Origin of the sequence: Streptosporangium amethystogenes (assembly GCF_000721075.1) — a bacterium.
Classification (GTDB): domain Bacteria; phylum Actinomycetota; class Actinomycetes; order Streptosporangiales; family Streptosporangiaceae; genus Streptosporangium; species Streptosporangium amethystogenes.
Genome location: NZ_JOEQ01000005.1, coordinates 293,709 through 308,094, shown reverse-complemented (window position 1 = coordinate 308,094; position 14,386 = coordinate 293,709). Strand labels below are relative to the sequence as shown.

Below are 14,386 nucleotides of genomic sequence, written 5' to 3'. Positions count from 1 at the left end.
GGGTTCTGGGGGATCAGGAGGCGACCGGCAGAGCGAACGGGGACAGGAGCTCGGCGGTGGCCTGGCTCTCCTGGATGTCGCCGACGATCTCTTCGGCCCGGTTGGCCAGCGTGCTGAGCAGGGAGTCGGCGATGCCGTGCGTGTCCTCGTTGACGCCCTGCAGGTAGCAGGCGGCGCTCGACCCGGCGGGCAGGGCCAGCTTGTAGACACGGTCGACACCGATCTCGCCGAGGCCGGCCTTGGTGGCCAGGTCGCGGATGAGCGAGGGCATCCGGCGGTCGAAGCCGGTGCCGAGCAGCAGGACGTCGCAGGGCAGCTCGTCGTGACGGCCGCTCTTCTTGTCCTTGAGGGTGAGGACGATCTCGTCGCCCTCGATCCTGGCCTGGGAGATCTCGGCCATCGTGATCATCCGGATCCTCTCCTGCCCGGTGAGGCGCTCCAGGTAGATCTGCCGGTAGAGGTTTTCGAGCATGCCCGGGGAGAGACCCGCGTAGTTGGTCCGGTGCATCTCGTTGAGCAGCTGGCGGCGGGCCTCGGGGCGCGACTCGTAGAACTTGTCGACGAAGGAGGCGTAGAAGAGCTCGTTGGTGAACTTGCTGCTCTCGTAGCCGTTGAGACCGATGGAGCGCATGATCATCGTGCATTCGGCGTTGGGCATGCCCTGGTGGGTGGCCCACAGCATCTCGGCCGCGCTCTGCGCGCCGCCGATGACCGCGACCCGGTGCGGGGCGGCGTGGTCGAGCCCGGCGACCTTCTGGCTGAACTCGGTGCTGTGGATGATCCGCTCGCGAGGGAGCGTCTCGAACACCTCGGGGATGTGCGGATCGCGGCCCGCGCCGACCACCAGGGTGCGGCAGCCGATGGTCGAGCCGTCGGCGAGCCGGGCGATCCACCGCTCGACCTGGCCGTCACCGGACAGGACCGGCTCGACCGCCACGCAACGCCGGCCGTACTCGATGCGCACCTGGGCGAGCGACTCCGCGACCCAGAGCAGGTAATTCGAGATCTCCATTCTGTACGGGGTGAAACTACCCAGGTTGACGAATTCAGTGAGCCTTCCCACCGAATGCAGGTGATTCACGAAGGAGAATCTGCTCTGCGGGTTCCTCAGGGTGACCAGGTCCTTGAGGAAGGAGACCTGGCTCTGCGTCCAGGGCAGCAGCATTCCCCGATGCCAGGCCACGTTCTCGTGCTGCTCTATGATCAGCGTTCTGGTTGCCAGTTCCGGAGCGAGCTCTTCGAGAGCTACGGCGAGGGCGAGGTTGGACGGCCCTGCGCCGAGAGCGAGTAACTCGACTTCCTGGTGCTTCACGGTGGTCGCCTCCCGGACGACTTTCGGGCATTAGGCCCGTTACGAATGGGTTTCTCCTGGTCGGCTCACTGCCAGCCGGCTCCGCCGGCCAGGATGAGGGCCGTGGTCGCCGCGGGGCCACCGGCCTTCTTCCCGGTCGCGGCCTCGGCCGCCACGGCGGTCGTGAGGATGGCGGTGAGCGAGAGGACGCCGATTACGAGGGCGACTGGACGGATCGCGGCATTCATTGTTCTTCTTCCTTTCGGCCGGTAATCATCGGCGCCCTTTTTGCTGTTTCCCGGGCGATCTTCCGGCTTATTTTCACCGGACATTTCCCGTTTTGTTCTGACGCTTCGATTCTTGGTTGATGTCTGGGTATTCCGGAAGGCCTCGGGGCTGTCAGCGCGCTGCAATGGCAGGACGCTGACAGGCCTGGCCGCCGGAGGCCTCGAAGTGGGCGAGAGCGAGGGCGAGGTCGGTACCGCAGCCCAGCAGCGACCAGCCCGCGAGCTCGGGCACGCCGTCGAGACAGCGCCCGCAGAGCCGGGCCGCCGCGCTCTCGGCGGCGTCGAGGGTGGGTCTGCGAATGAAGAGGCCGAGGTCCACGCCGCCGGCACGTTCCTCGCCGTAGACGTGCTCAAGCCCCTCTTCGGGCTCCGCCAGCACCAGGAGCAGACGCCGGATCTCGCGCGCGGACATCCGGCCGCCGGGTGGGGCCAGGCGGCCTGCGATCTCGGGGGCGCGTAGGCGCACGTTGATGAGATACATGAATCGACAGTGGTCGGCACGCGGCGAATAGACCAGGTATTTCCCCTGGCAGGTCCCTAACGTGGCAGGGTCATGCCAGCGTGCCGCGGTACGGCCCGGGACCGGCTCCCGCTGCCCCCGCCATCCACCCTTCCGGCCCCCGGCGTGCCCGGAGGCGAGCGCATAACCCCGTCGTCACTGCGCCTGGCTAGTTTCAGGCTGAGACCATCGTGGGCCCTGCCCGCAGATCGGGTCTTGGTCATGCTCGAACCGTGGAGGAGTCGTGCTCATGCTGCTTGGCATCGGGTCCGCCGAGGAAACCGTCTACCGAACCATCCTGGAGAATCCCTCCTACGGCGTGGTGGAGCTGAGCCTTGAGCTGGGCTGGCCGGTCCACCAGATCCGCAACACACTGGACGAGCTGGCCAAGCTGTCGCTGCTGCGCCCCTCCTGGGAGGAGCCGGACGTGCTGCGCCTGGTCCGGCCGGAGGTGGGGCTGGCCGCGCTGCTGGCCCGCGAGGAGGCCGCGCTGCTGGCCAAGCAGCAGGAGATCGAGCGGAGCCGGATGGCCGTCGCCCAGATGATCGCGGCCTACGCCGACCAGAACCCGGCGCGCTCCGGCGAGGACTCCGAGTCGCTCGTCGGCATCGACACGATCCGCACCAGGATCGAGGAGCAGGTCGCCGAGTGCCGGCAGGAGCTGCTCGGGTTCGAGCCGAAGAGCACCCAGACGCCGGACAACATCGCGGCGAGCCGCCCTCTGGACGAGGCGCTGCTCGACCGGGGGGTGGCGATCCGCGTCGTCTACACCGACAGCATCCGCAACGACCCGCCGACCGGCGCGTACGCGGCCTGGCTCACCGACCGCGGCGGCCACGTGCGCACCACTCCCGGCCTTCCGCTCCGCATGCTCGTCTTCGACCGCCGGGTGGCCCTGCTGCCGACGGACCCCGAGGACAGCAGCGTCGGCGCGGTCCTGCTCCGCGGCGCGGGCGTCGTCACCGCCCTGGTAGCGCTGTTCGAGCAGACCTGGGGTGCCGCCACCCCTCTCGGCGAGGAGCGCAGACGCGACGAGAAGGGCCTCAGCCACCAGGAGCGCGAGGTGCTTCGCCTGCTCTCCGCGGGACTCACCGACGAGGCGGTGGCCCGCAGGCTCGACGTCTCGGTACGTACCCTGCGTCGTGTCACCGCCGACCTGATGGAGCGACTCGAAGCCCGCAGCCGTTTCCAGGCCGGCTACCTCGCGGCCACCAGAGGGTGGCTGCCCCGTCCGTGACGGCGGCTCCGCCTCCCACCGGACCGGGGATCAGGCATGGCAGGCGCGCGTACGGGGCCACCACCAGGGCACGCCGCCCCTCCCCGGCCTCCACACATCGGACCACTGCTATAACGGTCTACAACTTTGTGGAGGTACGACATGCGCATCGCGCTGCACACCCGGGTCAAGCCTGGTAGGGAGTCCGAGTACGACCAGGCGCACCGGGAGGTGCCCGCCGAACTGGTCGAGGCCATCAAGCGGGGCGGCGCGCACGAGTGGACGATCTGGCGCAGTGGCCAGGACCTGTTCCACGTGATCGAGTGCGACGACTACGAGGCGCTGCTCTCGTCGCTGGCCGGCCTGCCGGTGAACATCACCTGGCAGGCCCGGATGGCCGAACTGCTCGAGGTCACCCACGACTACTCCGAGGACGGCGCGGGCAAGGGCCTGCCCGCGGTGTGGCGACTGCCCTGAGCCCCGCTCCCCTCAGAACGGTGCCCGGCGCGGCCGGGAGGCGCGCTCGCTATCGTGGCTGGATGCCGCCCGCCCTCCGTACCCGTCTGCTCGTCGCGCTCGCCGCGGCCCTGACCGTCGCCGCCGGGCTGACCGTCCGCGCGGTCACCGGCGGCTGGTTCGGCAAGTACGCGGGCGACGCCCTCTACACCGTGCTGGTGTACACGCTGATCGTGCTGGTGTGGCCCCGGATCGCGCCGGCGCGGGCCGCGCTCGGCGCACTGGTGTTCAGCTGGGCGGTCGAGCTCGCCCAGCTGACACCCGTTCCGGCCGCGCTCTCCGAGGTGAGCGTGGTGGCCAGGCTGGTGCTCGGCAGCACGTTCGGCGCGGCCGACCTGGTGGCCTACGCGGCCGGGGCCGCCCTCGCCGCCTCGGTCCACGCCCTGCTCAGGCGGCGGCGCGAGCACCGCCCCGAGCCGGTGACCACGCCGCCTTGATCGTCGGCCGGGTGGCCGGCCCGCATACCCGCGGTGGTCAGCTCCAGGCCACCGGCAGGTGGGTGGGGCTCCGACCGCGTGACCGGCCTTTCGGGGGATGTCCTCGGCGGCTACCGTCAGGCGTAGCGGTAGGCGCATGCCGGTGGCCCTGGGCTCCGCGGGAGCGGTCCCACGGCCACAAGGTCATGACAAAAGGATCAACGCGTCATGGCGGAATGGTCGACATCACTTGAGCGAGTCGAGGCCGCCTCCCCGGATGGGGCCCTCCCACGGACCGTACGTCGCGGAGGTCGTCATGAATTACGCTCTGTGGAATGCCTGAAGGACACACCATTCACCGACTGGCCGGAGAGCACCGGCGGGCGTTCGGCGGCCGTGAGGTCCGCGCGGAAAGCCCCCAGGGGCGGTTCACCGCCGGGGCGCTGCGGATCGACGGGCGGGTGCTCACCGAGGCCGACGCCCACGGCAAGCACCTGCTGCTCGGCTTCGACGACGAGCGGTGGCTCCACGTCCACCTGGGCATCTACGGTAAGTACGCCTTCGGCCCTGTTCCCGTGCCCGCGCCGACCGGGATGGTACGGCTGCGCCTGAGCAATACCGGCGAGTACGCGGACCTGCGTGGCCCCAACACCTGCGAACTGCTCGACCCGGCGGGAAAGGCCGCGCTGCACGCCAGACTCGGACCCGACCCGCTGCGCGCGGACGCCGATCCCGAGTCGGCCTGGCGGCGGATCGGCCGCAGCCGCACCTCCGTGGGGGTCCTGCTGATGGACCAGTCGGTCGTCGCGGGCGTGGGGAACATCTACCGGGCCGAGGCACTGTTCCGGCAGGGCGTCGACCCGTCACGGCCCGGCCGCGACCTCACCCGCGAGCAGTGGGAGGCGATCTGGGCGGATCTGGTACTCTTAATGGCCGACGGTGTCCGGGTGGGCCGCATCGACACGGTCAGGCCCGAGCACACTCCGGAGGCGATGGGCCGTCCGCCCCGCGTCGACGACCACGGTGGCGAGGTCTACGTCTACCGGCGTTCGGGCATGCCCTGCTTCCTCTGCGGCACCGAGGTGCGTACGCAGGTGCTCGCCGGGCGCAACCTCTTCTGGTGCCCGGCCTGCCAGACCGGCTGACGGCGGCGCACCGGCCGGGATCCTTACCGGTACGGCAGCTCCATCACTTGGCATGGAGTCGAATACCGGAATTAGTTACTCTTAAGTAATTCACAAGTGTCCCGGGCCACACTGCCGATCATGAATGCTAAGAGGATCATGGGCTCCGCGGCGTTACTCGCCCTGGCGGCGAACCTGACCGTCTCGACCGGCACCGGCACCGCCACGGCCGCGACGGCCCCGAAGAGCTTCGACTTCAACGGCGACGGCTACAACGACATGGCCATCGGCCTGCCGCAGCAGGCCGCCCCCACCGGCAGTGCCAACACGGGCATGGTCGCCGTCCTGTACGGCGGGCCGAACGGGTTCAGCGGCCAGAAGCTCCTTCGCCCCCCTACTGACTGCTCGGTCCCGAGCGTCGCCGGGTCGCCCTACGCCTGCAACTTCTGGGGGGAGCAGCTGGCGGCCGGCGACGTCACCAAGGACGGCAGAACCGACCTCGTCGCAGGCAGCCGTTGGTACTCCATCGTCAACTCGTGGTCGTCCGCGGGGATTGCCCAGAACAAGCACTACTTCACGGCCAATGGCTACAACGGCTGGGAGAACAGAGGGCTGCTGCGGGTCGGTCAGTTCGACAACCAGCCCGGAGCCGACATCGTCAAGCCGATGCGCGCGTACTACTTCTCCGGCGACGGCATGATCGGGTGGTACAACGGAGCCGCGGAGGCCACCTACCAGGCGCTTCCCCCCGTCGCGAACCCGTCCTACGCGTCCGTCGTGGCGAGCGCCTCCGGTGACGTCAACGGCGACGGGAAGACGGAACTGGTGTACGTCAACGCCGGCGACACCATCGACCTGGACGTCATGTCCCCCCCGCACACCTCCCCGCTGCAGAACGTCGTCCTCGCCTCGGCGACGCCCTCCAGCCAGAGCGCCCCGCAGAAGAGCTCCCGCCTCGAAATGGGCGACGTCAACGGCGACGGCAACGACGACGTGGTCCTGGTCACCCCGAGCCTCGGCTCCCTGCAGGTCTGGTACGGCTCGCCCACCGGCCTGGCCGCCGCTCCGGGTTTCTCTGCCAACGGGCTGACCTGGCTGAACACCGGAAGCCTCGCCACCGACCGCGGCCTGTCCGTCGGTGACGTCAACGGCGACGGCGCCGCCGACATCGCCATCGGCGTCGCCGACGCCACCGTCTCCGGCAAGGCCGGCGCCGGCATGGTCGCGGTGATCCCCGGCTCCGCCAACGGCCCGGTGCTCACCGGCACGCAGTACATCACCCAGGACAGTCTCGGCTCCACCCCGGCCCCCGCTCCCCCGCTCGTCGACCCCGTCAGCGAGCAGTCCAAGGCGAGCGACGGCTTCGGCTACAACGTCTCGATCATCGATGTGACCGGCGACGGCAAGGGCGAGGTCATCGTCGGCACCCCCGGCAAGAACAGCAACGTCGGCATGCTGGCCGTCCTGCGCGGCTCGGCCACCGGCGTCTCCGCCACCGGCGCCCAGGTCGTCCACCCCGGCGGCGTCGGCATCACCTCCGCGACCCGCTTCGGTGTGTTCCTGCTGCGCTGAGACCGGCCCCCCACCCGACGGAACCTTCCTGCCCCCGAAGGGCGGCCGGACGGCCGATGGGGGTCGTGGAGGCATCACGCGGACCCCTGAGGCGTCGTCCCGCAAGCCGACGACGGCCACTACAGGGGACTCGTAGGCTCTGGTCGGGCCGCACTCACATCAGGGTGCGGGCCGTCCAGAGTTCGGGGAAGACCTCCCGCCGCATGCTCCGCTCCAGCCAGCTCAGGCCGCTGGATCCGCCGGAGCCGGGCTTGGCGCCCATCGAGCGGCGCACCGCCATCAGGTGCCGGTAGCGCCAGTCGGAGAACTGCTCGGCCAGATCGGTCAGCGTCTCGGCCAGCGGGGCGAGCGGCCCGGCGTAGACCTCGACCCAGACCGCCTCGACCTCGGCGCTCGGCTCGTACTCCGCGGCGAGGTCGCGTTCGAGCACCGAGGTGGGGATCGGGTGGCCCGCGCGGGCGAGCATGGCGAGCACCGAGTCGTAGAGGCTCGGCCGGTGCAGCGCCTCCACCAGCTCCCGGTGCGCCTCGGGGTTGCGGCGGTGCGGCCTGATGAGCGCCTCGGACTTGTTGCCGAGCAGGAACTCCACATGGCGGTAGAGCGCGGACTGGAAGCCCGATCCCTCGCCGAGGGCGTCGCGGAAGGTGTTGAACTGCGCCGGGGTCAGCCAGCTCAGCGCGGCCCAGGCGGCGTTGAGCGCCTCGAAGTGCCGTACCGTGCGCCTGATCGTCCACGTCGCGGCGTTGACGTCGTCCTCGTCGAGCTGCCGCTGGGCCAGACGCCACTCCGAGCGGAGCAGCCCGAAGTAGAGCTCCATCACCTGTGTGGTGACCAGGAACGCCAGTTCCTCCGGGGCGTCGGTGACGGTGTGCTGAAGATCATGAAGGGCGGCGGTGCCCACGTACTCGTCGTAGGGCGTGCCGGCTGCGAAGCCCAGCGTCGGCAGCCCGTCGTTGGCCTCCGCGCGCGCCTTACGGTCCTGCTCCGTGAGCTGCTTGATAGCGGTCATCGCTCCTCCTACGCCTGTACACCCCCATACTGCTCTGTATCGGTCTGTACGAAAATAATGCGGGAAAGGTGATTATTGGGTTATGCCTTCGGAACGGAAGGCATCCGGCAGATCAACTTACGGCATGACGGAGCGTGATCGTGGACGCGATGGACTGGGCACTGCTGGCCGAGTTGCAGCAGGACGCGCGACTGTCCTACAGCGAGCTCTCCCGGCGGGTGCACCTGTCCGCTCCGGCGGTGGCGGAGCGGGTACGGCGGCTGGAGGAGACCGGGGTGATCACCGGCTACCACGCCCGGGTCGATGCGTCACGGGCCGGGCGCGGGGTGGCCGCCCTGATCAGGATGTCGTGTTACGGCCCCCGCTGCGTGCTCCGCGACGAGCAGGCACTGGCCTGGCCGGAGATCCTTGAGGTGCACCGGGTGACCGGTGACGCCTGCTGTCTGCTGCGGGTCGTCACCTCCTCGATGACGACATTCGAGGAGATGATCGACCGGCTCGCTCCGTACGGCCATCCGTCGAGCATGATGGTGCTGTCCAGCCCCGTCCCCTGGCGCCCCCTGTCGTCCGGCTGAGACCCACCGTCGCGTCAGGTGACCTTGCCGTGCTCGGCGATCGCCCCGGCGGTGGCCCGCCAGATCGGCGACGCGGGGTCGATGACGTCGAAATGATCACCCGACATTTCGAGATATACCACCTGATCGCCTGACTCCTGAGCGGCTCGCGCGTAGCGACGGCTGAAGTCGACCAGGTCCAGGTCGTCCCCACCCCCCTGCACGATGAGCTGGGGCACTCCCAGCGGGAGTCGCTCCAGCGGCCCCGACCGCAGGTAGGTCTCGGGCACCTCGGCGGCGGATCCACCGAGCGCCGCGGCGACCGCGCCGGAACTCATGTGCCTGCGGTCCCCCTCGGCCAGGTCGAGCACCCCCGCCAGAGAGACCGCCAGGGTGATCCGCCGGTCGTCGGCGGCGGCGCGGAGGGCGAGCTGCCCGCCCGCGGAGTGGCCGATCACCACCAGCGGGCCGCGGGCGCCCTGTGCCGCGAGGGCGATGCCCCGGGCGACATCCGCGGTGGTCGCCTCCCAGCCGTGCAGGTCGGGGCGGCGGTATTCGAGGTTCCAGGCGGCGAACCCGCGCTCGGCGAGGTCGATGGCGAGCGCGTCCATCAGATCCGCCCCCCAGACCGAGCGCCAGAAACCGCCGTGCAGCAGCACCGCGACGGGTGTCCGTCCATCGGCCTCGGGCGAGGGCGCCTGCCCCGGGGTCCCGTACGGCGGCCGTATCTCCGCCCACTGATCGGGGTGATCGCCGTAGCCGACCCGGTGCGCCGGTCGGCGCAGCCGGTGTACGGCGTGCCTGATCGCCCAGGTCAGCCCCCAGACCCCCCGCCCGTGCAGGTGGGTGCCCGACGCGCCGTCCGCCGCCCCGGGGAGCGGGGCCTCGGACTTCGTCAGGTCGAGCCAGACCGCTCCGGGATACTCGGCGAACAGGCCACGGGCCTCCGGATCCGGACCCGGCATGACGACCAGGGCGCCGGGAGACTCCAGCGCCGCCCGGAAGCCGGGCAGGTCGGAGGTCATCGACACCGTCCCGCCGACCCCGAGGGCCGCGAACTCGCGGTCGGCCACCTCGGTGAGCAGGCGAAGGTCCGCGACCAGGCCGGGGCCGGTGACCACGAGCACATGTAGATTCGAGGGAATCATTCGCCTATTCTGCCGCATTACTCCGTGATTACGGTCCAGGGATATACGCCCGTACCAGCAGCTCCCCGGCGTCGTCCTGGTGGATCTCCGCGGGGACCGCCGAGGCCGAGCCGAAGCCGGCGCAGACCGACGTCGGAGTCATCTGGCGTCCTGGGCCTGGGCAGGCGCGAAGCGGTACATATAAGATCATTAAATGATGGTATGTCCGCTTATTGGAATGATCTCTGGTCCTGGAACTCCCGAGAGGTTAGCGTCTGCGCATGCGCCACGTTGAGATCTCGGGCAGGAGACTCCGGCTGAGGGAAGTCACCATCGAGGACGTGGACGCCCTGCACGCGGTGTACGGCGACCCCACTGCCACCGAACACCTGCCGTTCGACCCCCGCACACGCGAGGAGGTCGAAGAGTCGATCATCGAGGCGATGAAGTCCTCGGAGACCGAGCCCCGGCGTCTCTACGTACTGGCGGTGACCGACCTTGACGGCGGCGAGGCCTTCGGCGTCGCCAGACTGCACATCGAGGCCGACCACCCGCACAGCGCGGAGATCGGCCTCGGCCTCCGCCCCGACCACTGGGGCCGGGGCATCGGCACCGACCTGATCCGGCTGATCCTCGCGTTCGGCTTCCGCGACCTGCGCCTGCACCGCATCTGGGGTGCCCGCTCCCCGGCCAACACCGCCGCCCAACTGGCGATGCTGGTCGCCGGAATGGTCGAGGAGGGCAGGATCAGGCACCACGTCCGGGCTCGCGGAGCCTGGCGCGACTCCATCGTGCACTCGGCGCTGGAGGACGAATGGGAAGGCCACCGCGATGTCTGACCTCGAAGGAGCCCCCCTGCCACGCACCGAAGAAAGACATCGGGAGGCCCGTCCCCGATGATCCCGTGCACCTCGCCTTTCAGAATGTTGTGACGGAAATGCTGCCGTTTCCGGTCACGGGAAGAGTCAAATGGCCCTAGAGTCCGCGCATGTGAGCGAGAGTCCCATCCTCCCCGTACGAGGGCGCCCGGTACGGCCCTCCGGCAGGCACCGCAGGCCCGTGCCTTCCCAGCTCCCGCCCGAGGCGCCGGCACTGGTGCTGGCCGCGCTCGGCGACGCCTCCGGCACCGCCGCGGAGCTCGCGGCCCTCATCCGGGTGGACAACCCGCAGATCCAGGTCAGACTGGCCGGGCTCGGCGAGGACGCCAAGGAGCTGACCTCCGAGCTGGAGTCAGCGGCCAGGGAACGGCCCGAGGACGCCACAGCCGCCATCGTGGTGCCGCTGCTGACCGGCCCGCACCCGGTCGCGGACCGGCTGATCTCCATGGCTGTCGCGGCCAGCGGCGTGCCGGTGACGGTCACCGACCCGCTGGGGCCGCATCCGCTGCTCGCCGAGGCCCTGCACATCCGGCTGTCGGAGAAGAGCCTGGCCCGGGCCGACCGGATGCGGCTACTCAACGTCTCCAACCCGGTCGACATCCCGGTCGACGCGGTCATCCTCGCCACCGTCGGCGGAGAGAACGCGGCGACGGAGGCACAGCCGACGGCCGTGCTGCTGGCCTCTCGGCTGACGCTGCCCGTCCTGGTCGCCTCGCTGGACAGCGCACCCGCCGTAGCCGACGCCGCCGGCCGACTCCGCGGCATCGGCGCCCAGCGGATCGCCCTGTCCCCGTGCGTCCTGGGTCCCGAGGCGGCCCCTGGGCTCGCGAGCGCGGCGGCCGAGGAGATCGGGGCCGAGTGCGCCGACCTCCTCGGCCCCCACGACCTGATCGCGGAACTGGCCGCCCGCGCCTACGGAAGCATCCTGTCGGCGGACTGAGCGACCCGACGTGACGGATCCCCTCTGACGGGTAATGACCTGCGTAAGTTGTCAGAGGGGACAGATCATGCTGTACGGAAAAGAACATGTAGCGCGGTACCAGGCGACCGATGGTGCGGAAGGACACGAGTGGCAGGGCACCACCACCCTGATCCTCACCACCACCGGTCGCAAAAGCGGCGAACGGCACCACACCCCGCTCATCTACCAGCGCCACGGCGACGACTTCCTTGTGGTGGCCTCCAAGGGCGGCGCCGACAACCCTCCGCTGTGGTATCTCAACCTCCAGGCCGACCCCGAGGTCGGGGTCCAGGTGCTGGGCGACCGCTTCACGGCCAGGGCGCGCACCGCCACCCCGGAGGAGAAGCCCGAACTGTGGCAGATCATGACGGCGGCCTGGCCCGCCTACGACGAGTACCAGACGAAGACCAGCCGGGAGATTCCGGTGGTCGTGCTGGAACGCGTCACCTCATGACCGGCGTTACGGCGACCGGTCGGGTTCCACCACGTTCGGTCACACCGGAGTGCATCACCCTGTGAGGTGTGACCGGGGTGAGAACCGGGTCAGGGCTCCAGCCAGACGTAACCCGCGAACCTGCCGGTCGTGCCCTCCCTGCGGTGCGAGAACAGGTCGGCGGTCTCGATGGTGCAGCGGGTGTCGTGGGTGATCTCTCCGACACCCGCCCTGCCGAGCTGCGAGGTGATCGCGGCCCGCAGGTCCAGTGCCGGGGTGTCCCTGGAGGTGATCGACCACGCCTCGGGGAGGTGTACCGCGACCTCCTCGCGCAGCTCGGCCGGAACCTCGTAGCAGGTGCCGCAGGCCATCGGACCGATCAGGGCGGTCATCCTCGCCGGGTCCGCACCGCGCTTGGCCATCTCCTCGACCAGGGCGGTCACCACACCGGACACGGTGCCGACTCTTCCTGAGTGCGCGGCCCCCACCAGGCCCGCCCGTGGCTCGGCCAGCAGGACGGGCGCGCAGTCGGCACAGAGCGCTGCCAGACCGAGACCCGGCACATCGGTGCAGATCCCGTCCAGCGGCGGCGGGTCGTCACCGAACGGCTCACTGACGTAACAAACGTCGGCGCTGTGAACCTGCCGCATGAACACGACCCGTTCCAGCCCGAACTCGGCGGCCGTCCTGGCCCTGTTCGCCGCGACCGCGCCCGGTTCGTCACCGCACAACCCTCCGAGGTTGCGGCTGCTGTACGGCTCGGCGCTGACGCCACCATGACGATCGGTGATCCTCATCTGAAAGTTCACGGCCCGACCTTACTCGCCCAGGAACCTCGTTCCTCGGACGTTCGTTTCACAGGAACACAGATCCCCCGAGAGATTGCGAGCGTCATGGCGGAGGTTGTGTACGACCGCAAGGAGCAGTACCAGCAGATCGCGAGCGGTCTCATGCCCGGCGAGCAGATCATCGCGGTCTACGACGCCATCGGCACGGGCACCGGCTTCCTGGGGCTCACCGACAAGCGTGTGATCGTGCAGGACAAGTCGTTCGTCGGCAAGAGGGTCGCCATCACCAGCATTCCCTACTCCAGGGTCTCAGCGGTGAGCGTGGTGAGCAACAAGTCGCTCGCCGGTTCCTTCTTCTCCTCCGGTGCCATCGCCATCCACGTGGGCACCCACACCTACGAGGTGGAGTTCCGGGGCGACAACAAGGCGCACCACGTGCACAACGTGATCTTGCACTTCATCGCCGCCTGAGGAACCCCTCATCCCCCGGCGGAAGCCGTCGTCCGGCCGTGCGCGACCTGCCGGTAGAGCTCCATGGTCCGCTCGGCGATGCGCTCCCAGGAGAAGTGCTCCACCGCGCGGAGGCGCCCGGCCGCGCCCATCCGGGCCGCGAGGGCCGGGTCGGCCAGCAGCCGGTTGACCCGTTCGGCGAGGTCGGCGGCGAAGACACCGGGGTCGTGCGGGGTGCCGTCGGCCGCCTGGTCGATCGGGACCAGCAGGCCGGTGGTGCCGTCGGCCACCACCTCGGGGATGCCACCGGTGGCGGTGGCCACGACCGCGGTCTCGCAGGCCATGGCCTCCAGATTGACGATGCCCATCGGCTCGTAGACCGAGGGGCAGACGAACACCGTCGCGTGGGTGAGAATCTGGATCACCTCCGGGCGGGGCAGCATCTCCGAGATCCAGACGACGCCCTCGCGATCGAGCCCGCGCACCAGTCCGGTCACCTCGGCGGCGATCTCCGGAGTGTCGGGCGCGCCCGCGCACAGCACCAGCTGCGCGTCGGGGTTGAAGGCACGCGCCGCGTGGAGCAGGTGGACGAGACCCTTCTGCCGGGTGATGCGCCCGACGAAGACGACGTACGGCCGGCTCGGGTCGATGCCGTGTCGGGCCAGGGCACCGGTACCGCGGTCGGGGGCGTACTCCGCGGTGTCGATCCCGTTGTGGATCACCGTGACCCGCTCCGGCGGGATCTCGGGGTAACTCGCCAGCACGTCGCGGCGCATCCCCTCCGAGACCGCGATGATCGCGTCGGCGCCTGCCAGCGCGCCGCGCTCGGCCCACGACGACAGCGTGTAACCACCGCCCAGTTGCTCGGCCTTCCACGGCCGCAGCGGTTCCAGGCTGTGCGTGGTCACCACGTGGGGCGTTCCGTACAGCATCTTGGCCACCTGGCCGGCGAAGTTGGCGTACCAGGTGTGGCTGTGGACCAGGTCCGCGCCCTCACATCCGGCGGCCATCTCCAGGTCGACACCGAGCACCTGGAGCGCGGCGTTGGCCGCCTCCAGGCCGCCGGGCACCCGGTAGGCCGCGACGCCCTCCTCCTGCCGTGCCGCTCCGAAGCAACGGACCCGGGTGTCGGCGAGCCTGCGCAGCTCCCGGGCGAGGTACTCGACATGGACTCCCGCCCCTCCGTACACGTCGGGGGGATATTCACGGGTCAGCAGATCCACTCGCATGCGATCAGCCTAGTGTTTCATCCCTGTTCATCAGGT

General features: G+C 69.7%; 17 protein-coding genes. 10 read left to right on the top strand and 7 right to left on the bottom strand.

Features of this window, described 5'->3' with window-relative positions; genetic code table 11:
* Positions 1 to 13: 13 nt before the first annotated feature.
* The 3 genes from IG98_RS0109265 to IG98_RS0109255 form a co-directional block, all read right to left on the bottom strand.
* Positions 14 to 1,312, bottom strand: coding sequence for a SidA/IucD/PvdA family monooxygenase (locus IG98_RS0109265; RefSeq protein WP_030908492.1), 1,299 nt, complete (start codon positions 1,310 to 1,312; stop codon positions 14 to 16).
* A gap of 65 nt (positions 1,313 to 1,377) precedes the next feature.
* Positions 1,378 to 1,704 carry a hypothetical protein gene (locus IG98_RS50305; RefSeq protein ID WP_157594247.1) on the bottom strand — a complete coding sequence of 109 codons (327 nt, stop codon included), beginning with the start codon at positions 1,702 to 1,704 and terminating at the stop codon, positions 1,378 to 1,380.
* The gene (locus IG98_RS0109255; RefSeq protein WP_030908489.1) at positions 1,691 to 2,059 is read right to left on the bottom strand and encodes a hypothetical protein; all 369 of its coding nucleotides are present in this window, start codon (positions 2,057 to 2,059) and stop codon (positions 1,691 to 1,693) included. The genes IG98_RS50305 and IG98_RS0109255 overlap by 14 nt, the downstream gene beginning before the upstream one ends.
* A gap of 268 nt (positions 2,060 to 2,327) precedes the next feature.
* Between IG98_RS0109255 and IG98_RS0109250 the strand changes: the two genes are divergently transcribed.
* The 5 genes from IG98_RS0109250 (at position 2,328) to IG98_RS0109230 (ending at position 6,921) form a co-directional block, all read left to right on the top strand.
* Entirely contained in the window at positions 2,328 to 3,314 is a 987-nt protein-coding gene (locus IG98_RS0109250; RefSeq protein ID WP_037969747.1) for a helix-turn-helix domain-containing protein, read from the top strand.
* A 141-nt stretch (positions 3,315 to 3,455) separates the two neighbouring features.
* Entirely contained in the window at positions 3,456 to 3,770 is a 315-nt protein-coding gene (locus IG98_RS0109245; RefSeq protein ID WP_030908484.1) for an L-rhamnose mutarotase, read from the top strand.
* A gap of 62 nt (positions 3,771 to 3,832) precedes the next feature.
* On the top strand, positions 3,833 to 4,246 hold the full coding sequence (locus IG98_RS0109240; RefSeq protein WP_051751902.1) for a ribosomal maturation YjgA family protein: 414 nt from the start codon (positions 3,833 to 3,835) through the stop codon (positions 4,244 to 4,246).
* A gap of 314 nt (positions 4,247 to 4,560) precedes the next feature.
* Positions 4,561 to 5,370: an Fpg/Nei family DNA glycosylase gene (locus IG98_RS0109235; RefSeq protein ID WP_030908477.1), complete on the top strand. Its 810-nt coding sequence runs from the start codon at positions 4,561 to 4,563 to the stop codon at positions 5,368 to 5,370.
* Between the two features lie 120 nt (positions 5,371 to 5,490).
* A complete protein-coding gene (locus tag IG98_RS0109230) occupies positions 5,491 to 6,921 on the top strand; it encodes an FG-GAP and VCBS repeat-containing protein (protein ID WP_157594246.1) in 1,431 nt (476 codons plus the stop codon).
* 154 nt (positions 6,922 to 7,075) lie between these two features.
* On the opposite strand, the gene IG98_RS0109225 is transcribed toward IG98_RS0109230, so the two are convergent.
* The gene (locus tag IG98_RS0109225; RefSeq protein WP_030908472.1) at positions 7,076 to 7,930 is read right to left on the bottom strand and encodes a tryptophan 2,3-dioxygenase; all 855 of its coding nucleotides are present in this window, start codon (positions 7,928 to 7,930) and stop codon (positions 7,076 to 7,078) included.
* A gap of 149 nt (positions 7,931 to 8,079) precedes the next feature.
* On the opposite strand from IG98_RS0109225, the gene IG98_RS0109220 reads away from it, so the two are divergent.
* Positions 8,080 to 8,505 carry an Lrp/AsnC family transcriptional regulator gene (locus IG98_RS0109220; protein WP_211263939.1) on the top strand — a complete coding sequence of 142 codons (426 nt, stop codon included), beginning with the start codon at positions 8,080 to 8,082 and terminating at the stop codon, positions 8,503 to 8,505.
* Between the two features lie 14 nt (positions 8,506 to 8,519).
* Here the strand turns inward: IG98_RS0109220 and IG98_RS0109215 are convergent, their stop codons facing one another.
* Positions 8,520 to 9,632: an alpha/beta hydrolase gene (locus IG98_RS0109215; RefSeq protein ID WP_030908466.1), complete on the bottom strand. Its 1,113-nt coding sequence runs from the start codon at positions 9,630 to 9,632 to the stop codon at positions 8,520 to 8,522.
* A 260-nt stretch (positions 9,633 to 9,892) separates the two neighbouring features.
* Between IG98_RS0109215 and IG98_RS0109205 the strand changes: the two genes are divergently transcribed.
* From IG98_RS0109205 to IG98_RS0109195, 3 genes are all read left to right on the top strand, one after another.
* On the top strand, positions 9,893 to 10,450 hold the full coding sequence (locus IG98_RS0109205) for a GNAT family N-acetyltransferase (RefSeq protein ID WP_030908463.1): 558 nt from the start codon (positions 9,893 to 9,895) through the stop codon (positions 10,448 to 10,450).
* Between the two features lie 151 nt (positions 10,451 to 10,601).
* The gene (locus IG98_RS0109200) at positions 10,602 to 11,429 is read left to right on the top strand and encodes a sirohydrochlorin chelatase (RefSeq protein ID WP_245651463.1); all 828 of its coding nucleotides are present in this window, start codon (positions 10,602 to 10,604) and stop codon (positions 11,427 to 11,429) included.
* Between the two features lie 67 nt (positions 11,430 to 11,496).
* Positions 11,497 to 11,904, top strand: coding sequence for a nitroreductase family deazaflavin-dependent oxidoreductase (locus tag IG98_RS0109195; protein ID WP_030908457.1), 408 nt, complete (start codon positions 11,497 to 11,499; stop codon positions 11,902 to 11,904).
* Between the two features lie 89 nt (positions 11,905 to 11,993).
* On the opposite strand, the gene pgeF is transcribed toward IG98_RS0109195, so the two are convergent.
* The gene (gene pgeF, locus IG98_RS0109190; protein ID WP_030908454.1) at positions 11,994 to 12,680 is read right to left on the bottom strand and encodes a peptidoglycan editing factor PgeF; all 687 of its coding nucleotides are present in this window, start codon (positions 12,678 to 12,680) and stop codon (positions 11,994 to 11,996) included.
* A gap of 96 nt (positions 12,681 to 12,776) precedes the next feature.
* Between pgeF and IG98_RS0109185 the strand changes: the two genes are divergently transcribed.
* Positions 12,777 to 13,142, top strand: coding sequence for a PH domain-containing protein (locus IG98_RS0109185; RefSeq protein ID WP_030908451.1), 366 nt, complete (start codon positions 12,777 to 12,779; stop codon positions 13,140 to 13,142).
* A gap of 8 nt (positions 13,143 to 13,150) precedes the next feature.
* On the opposite strand, the gene glgA is transcribed toward IG98_RS0109185, so the two are convergent.
* Positions 13,151 to 14,350 (bottom strand): glycogen synthase, encoded by a 1,200-nt coding sequence (glgA, locus tag IG98_RS0109180; protein ID WP_037969743.1) that lies wholly within the window; start codon positions 14,348 to 14,350, stop codon positions 13,151 to 13,153.
* Positions 14,351 to 14,386: the final 36 nt, after the last annotated feature.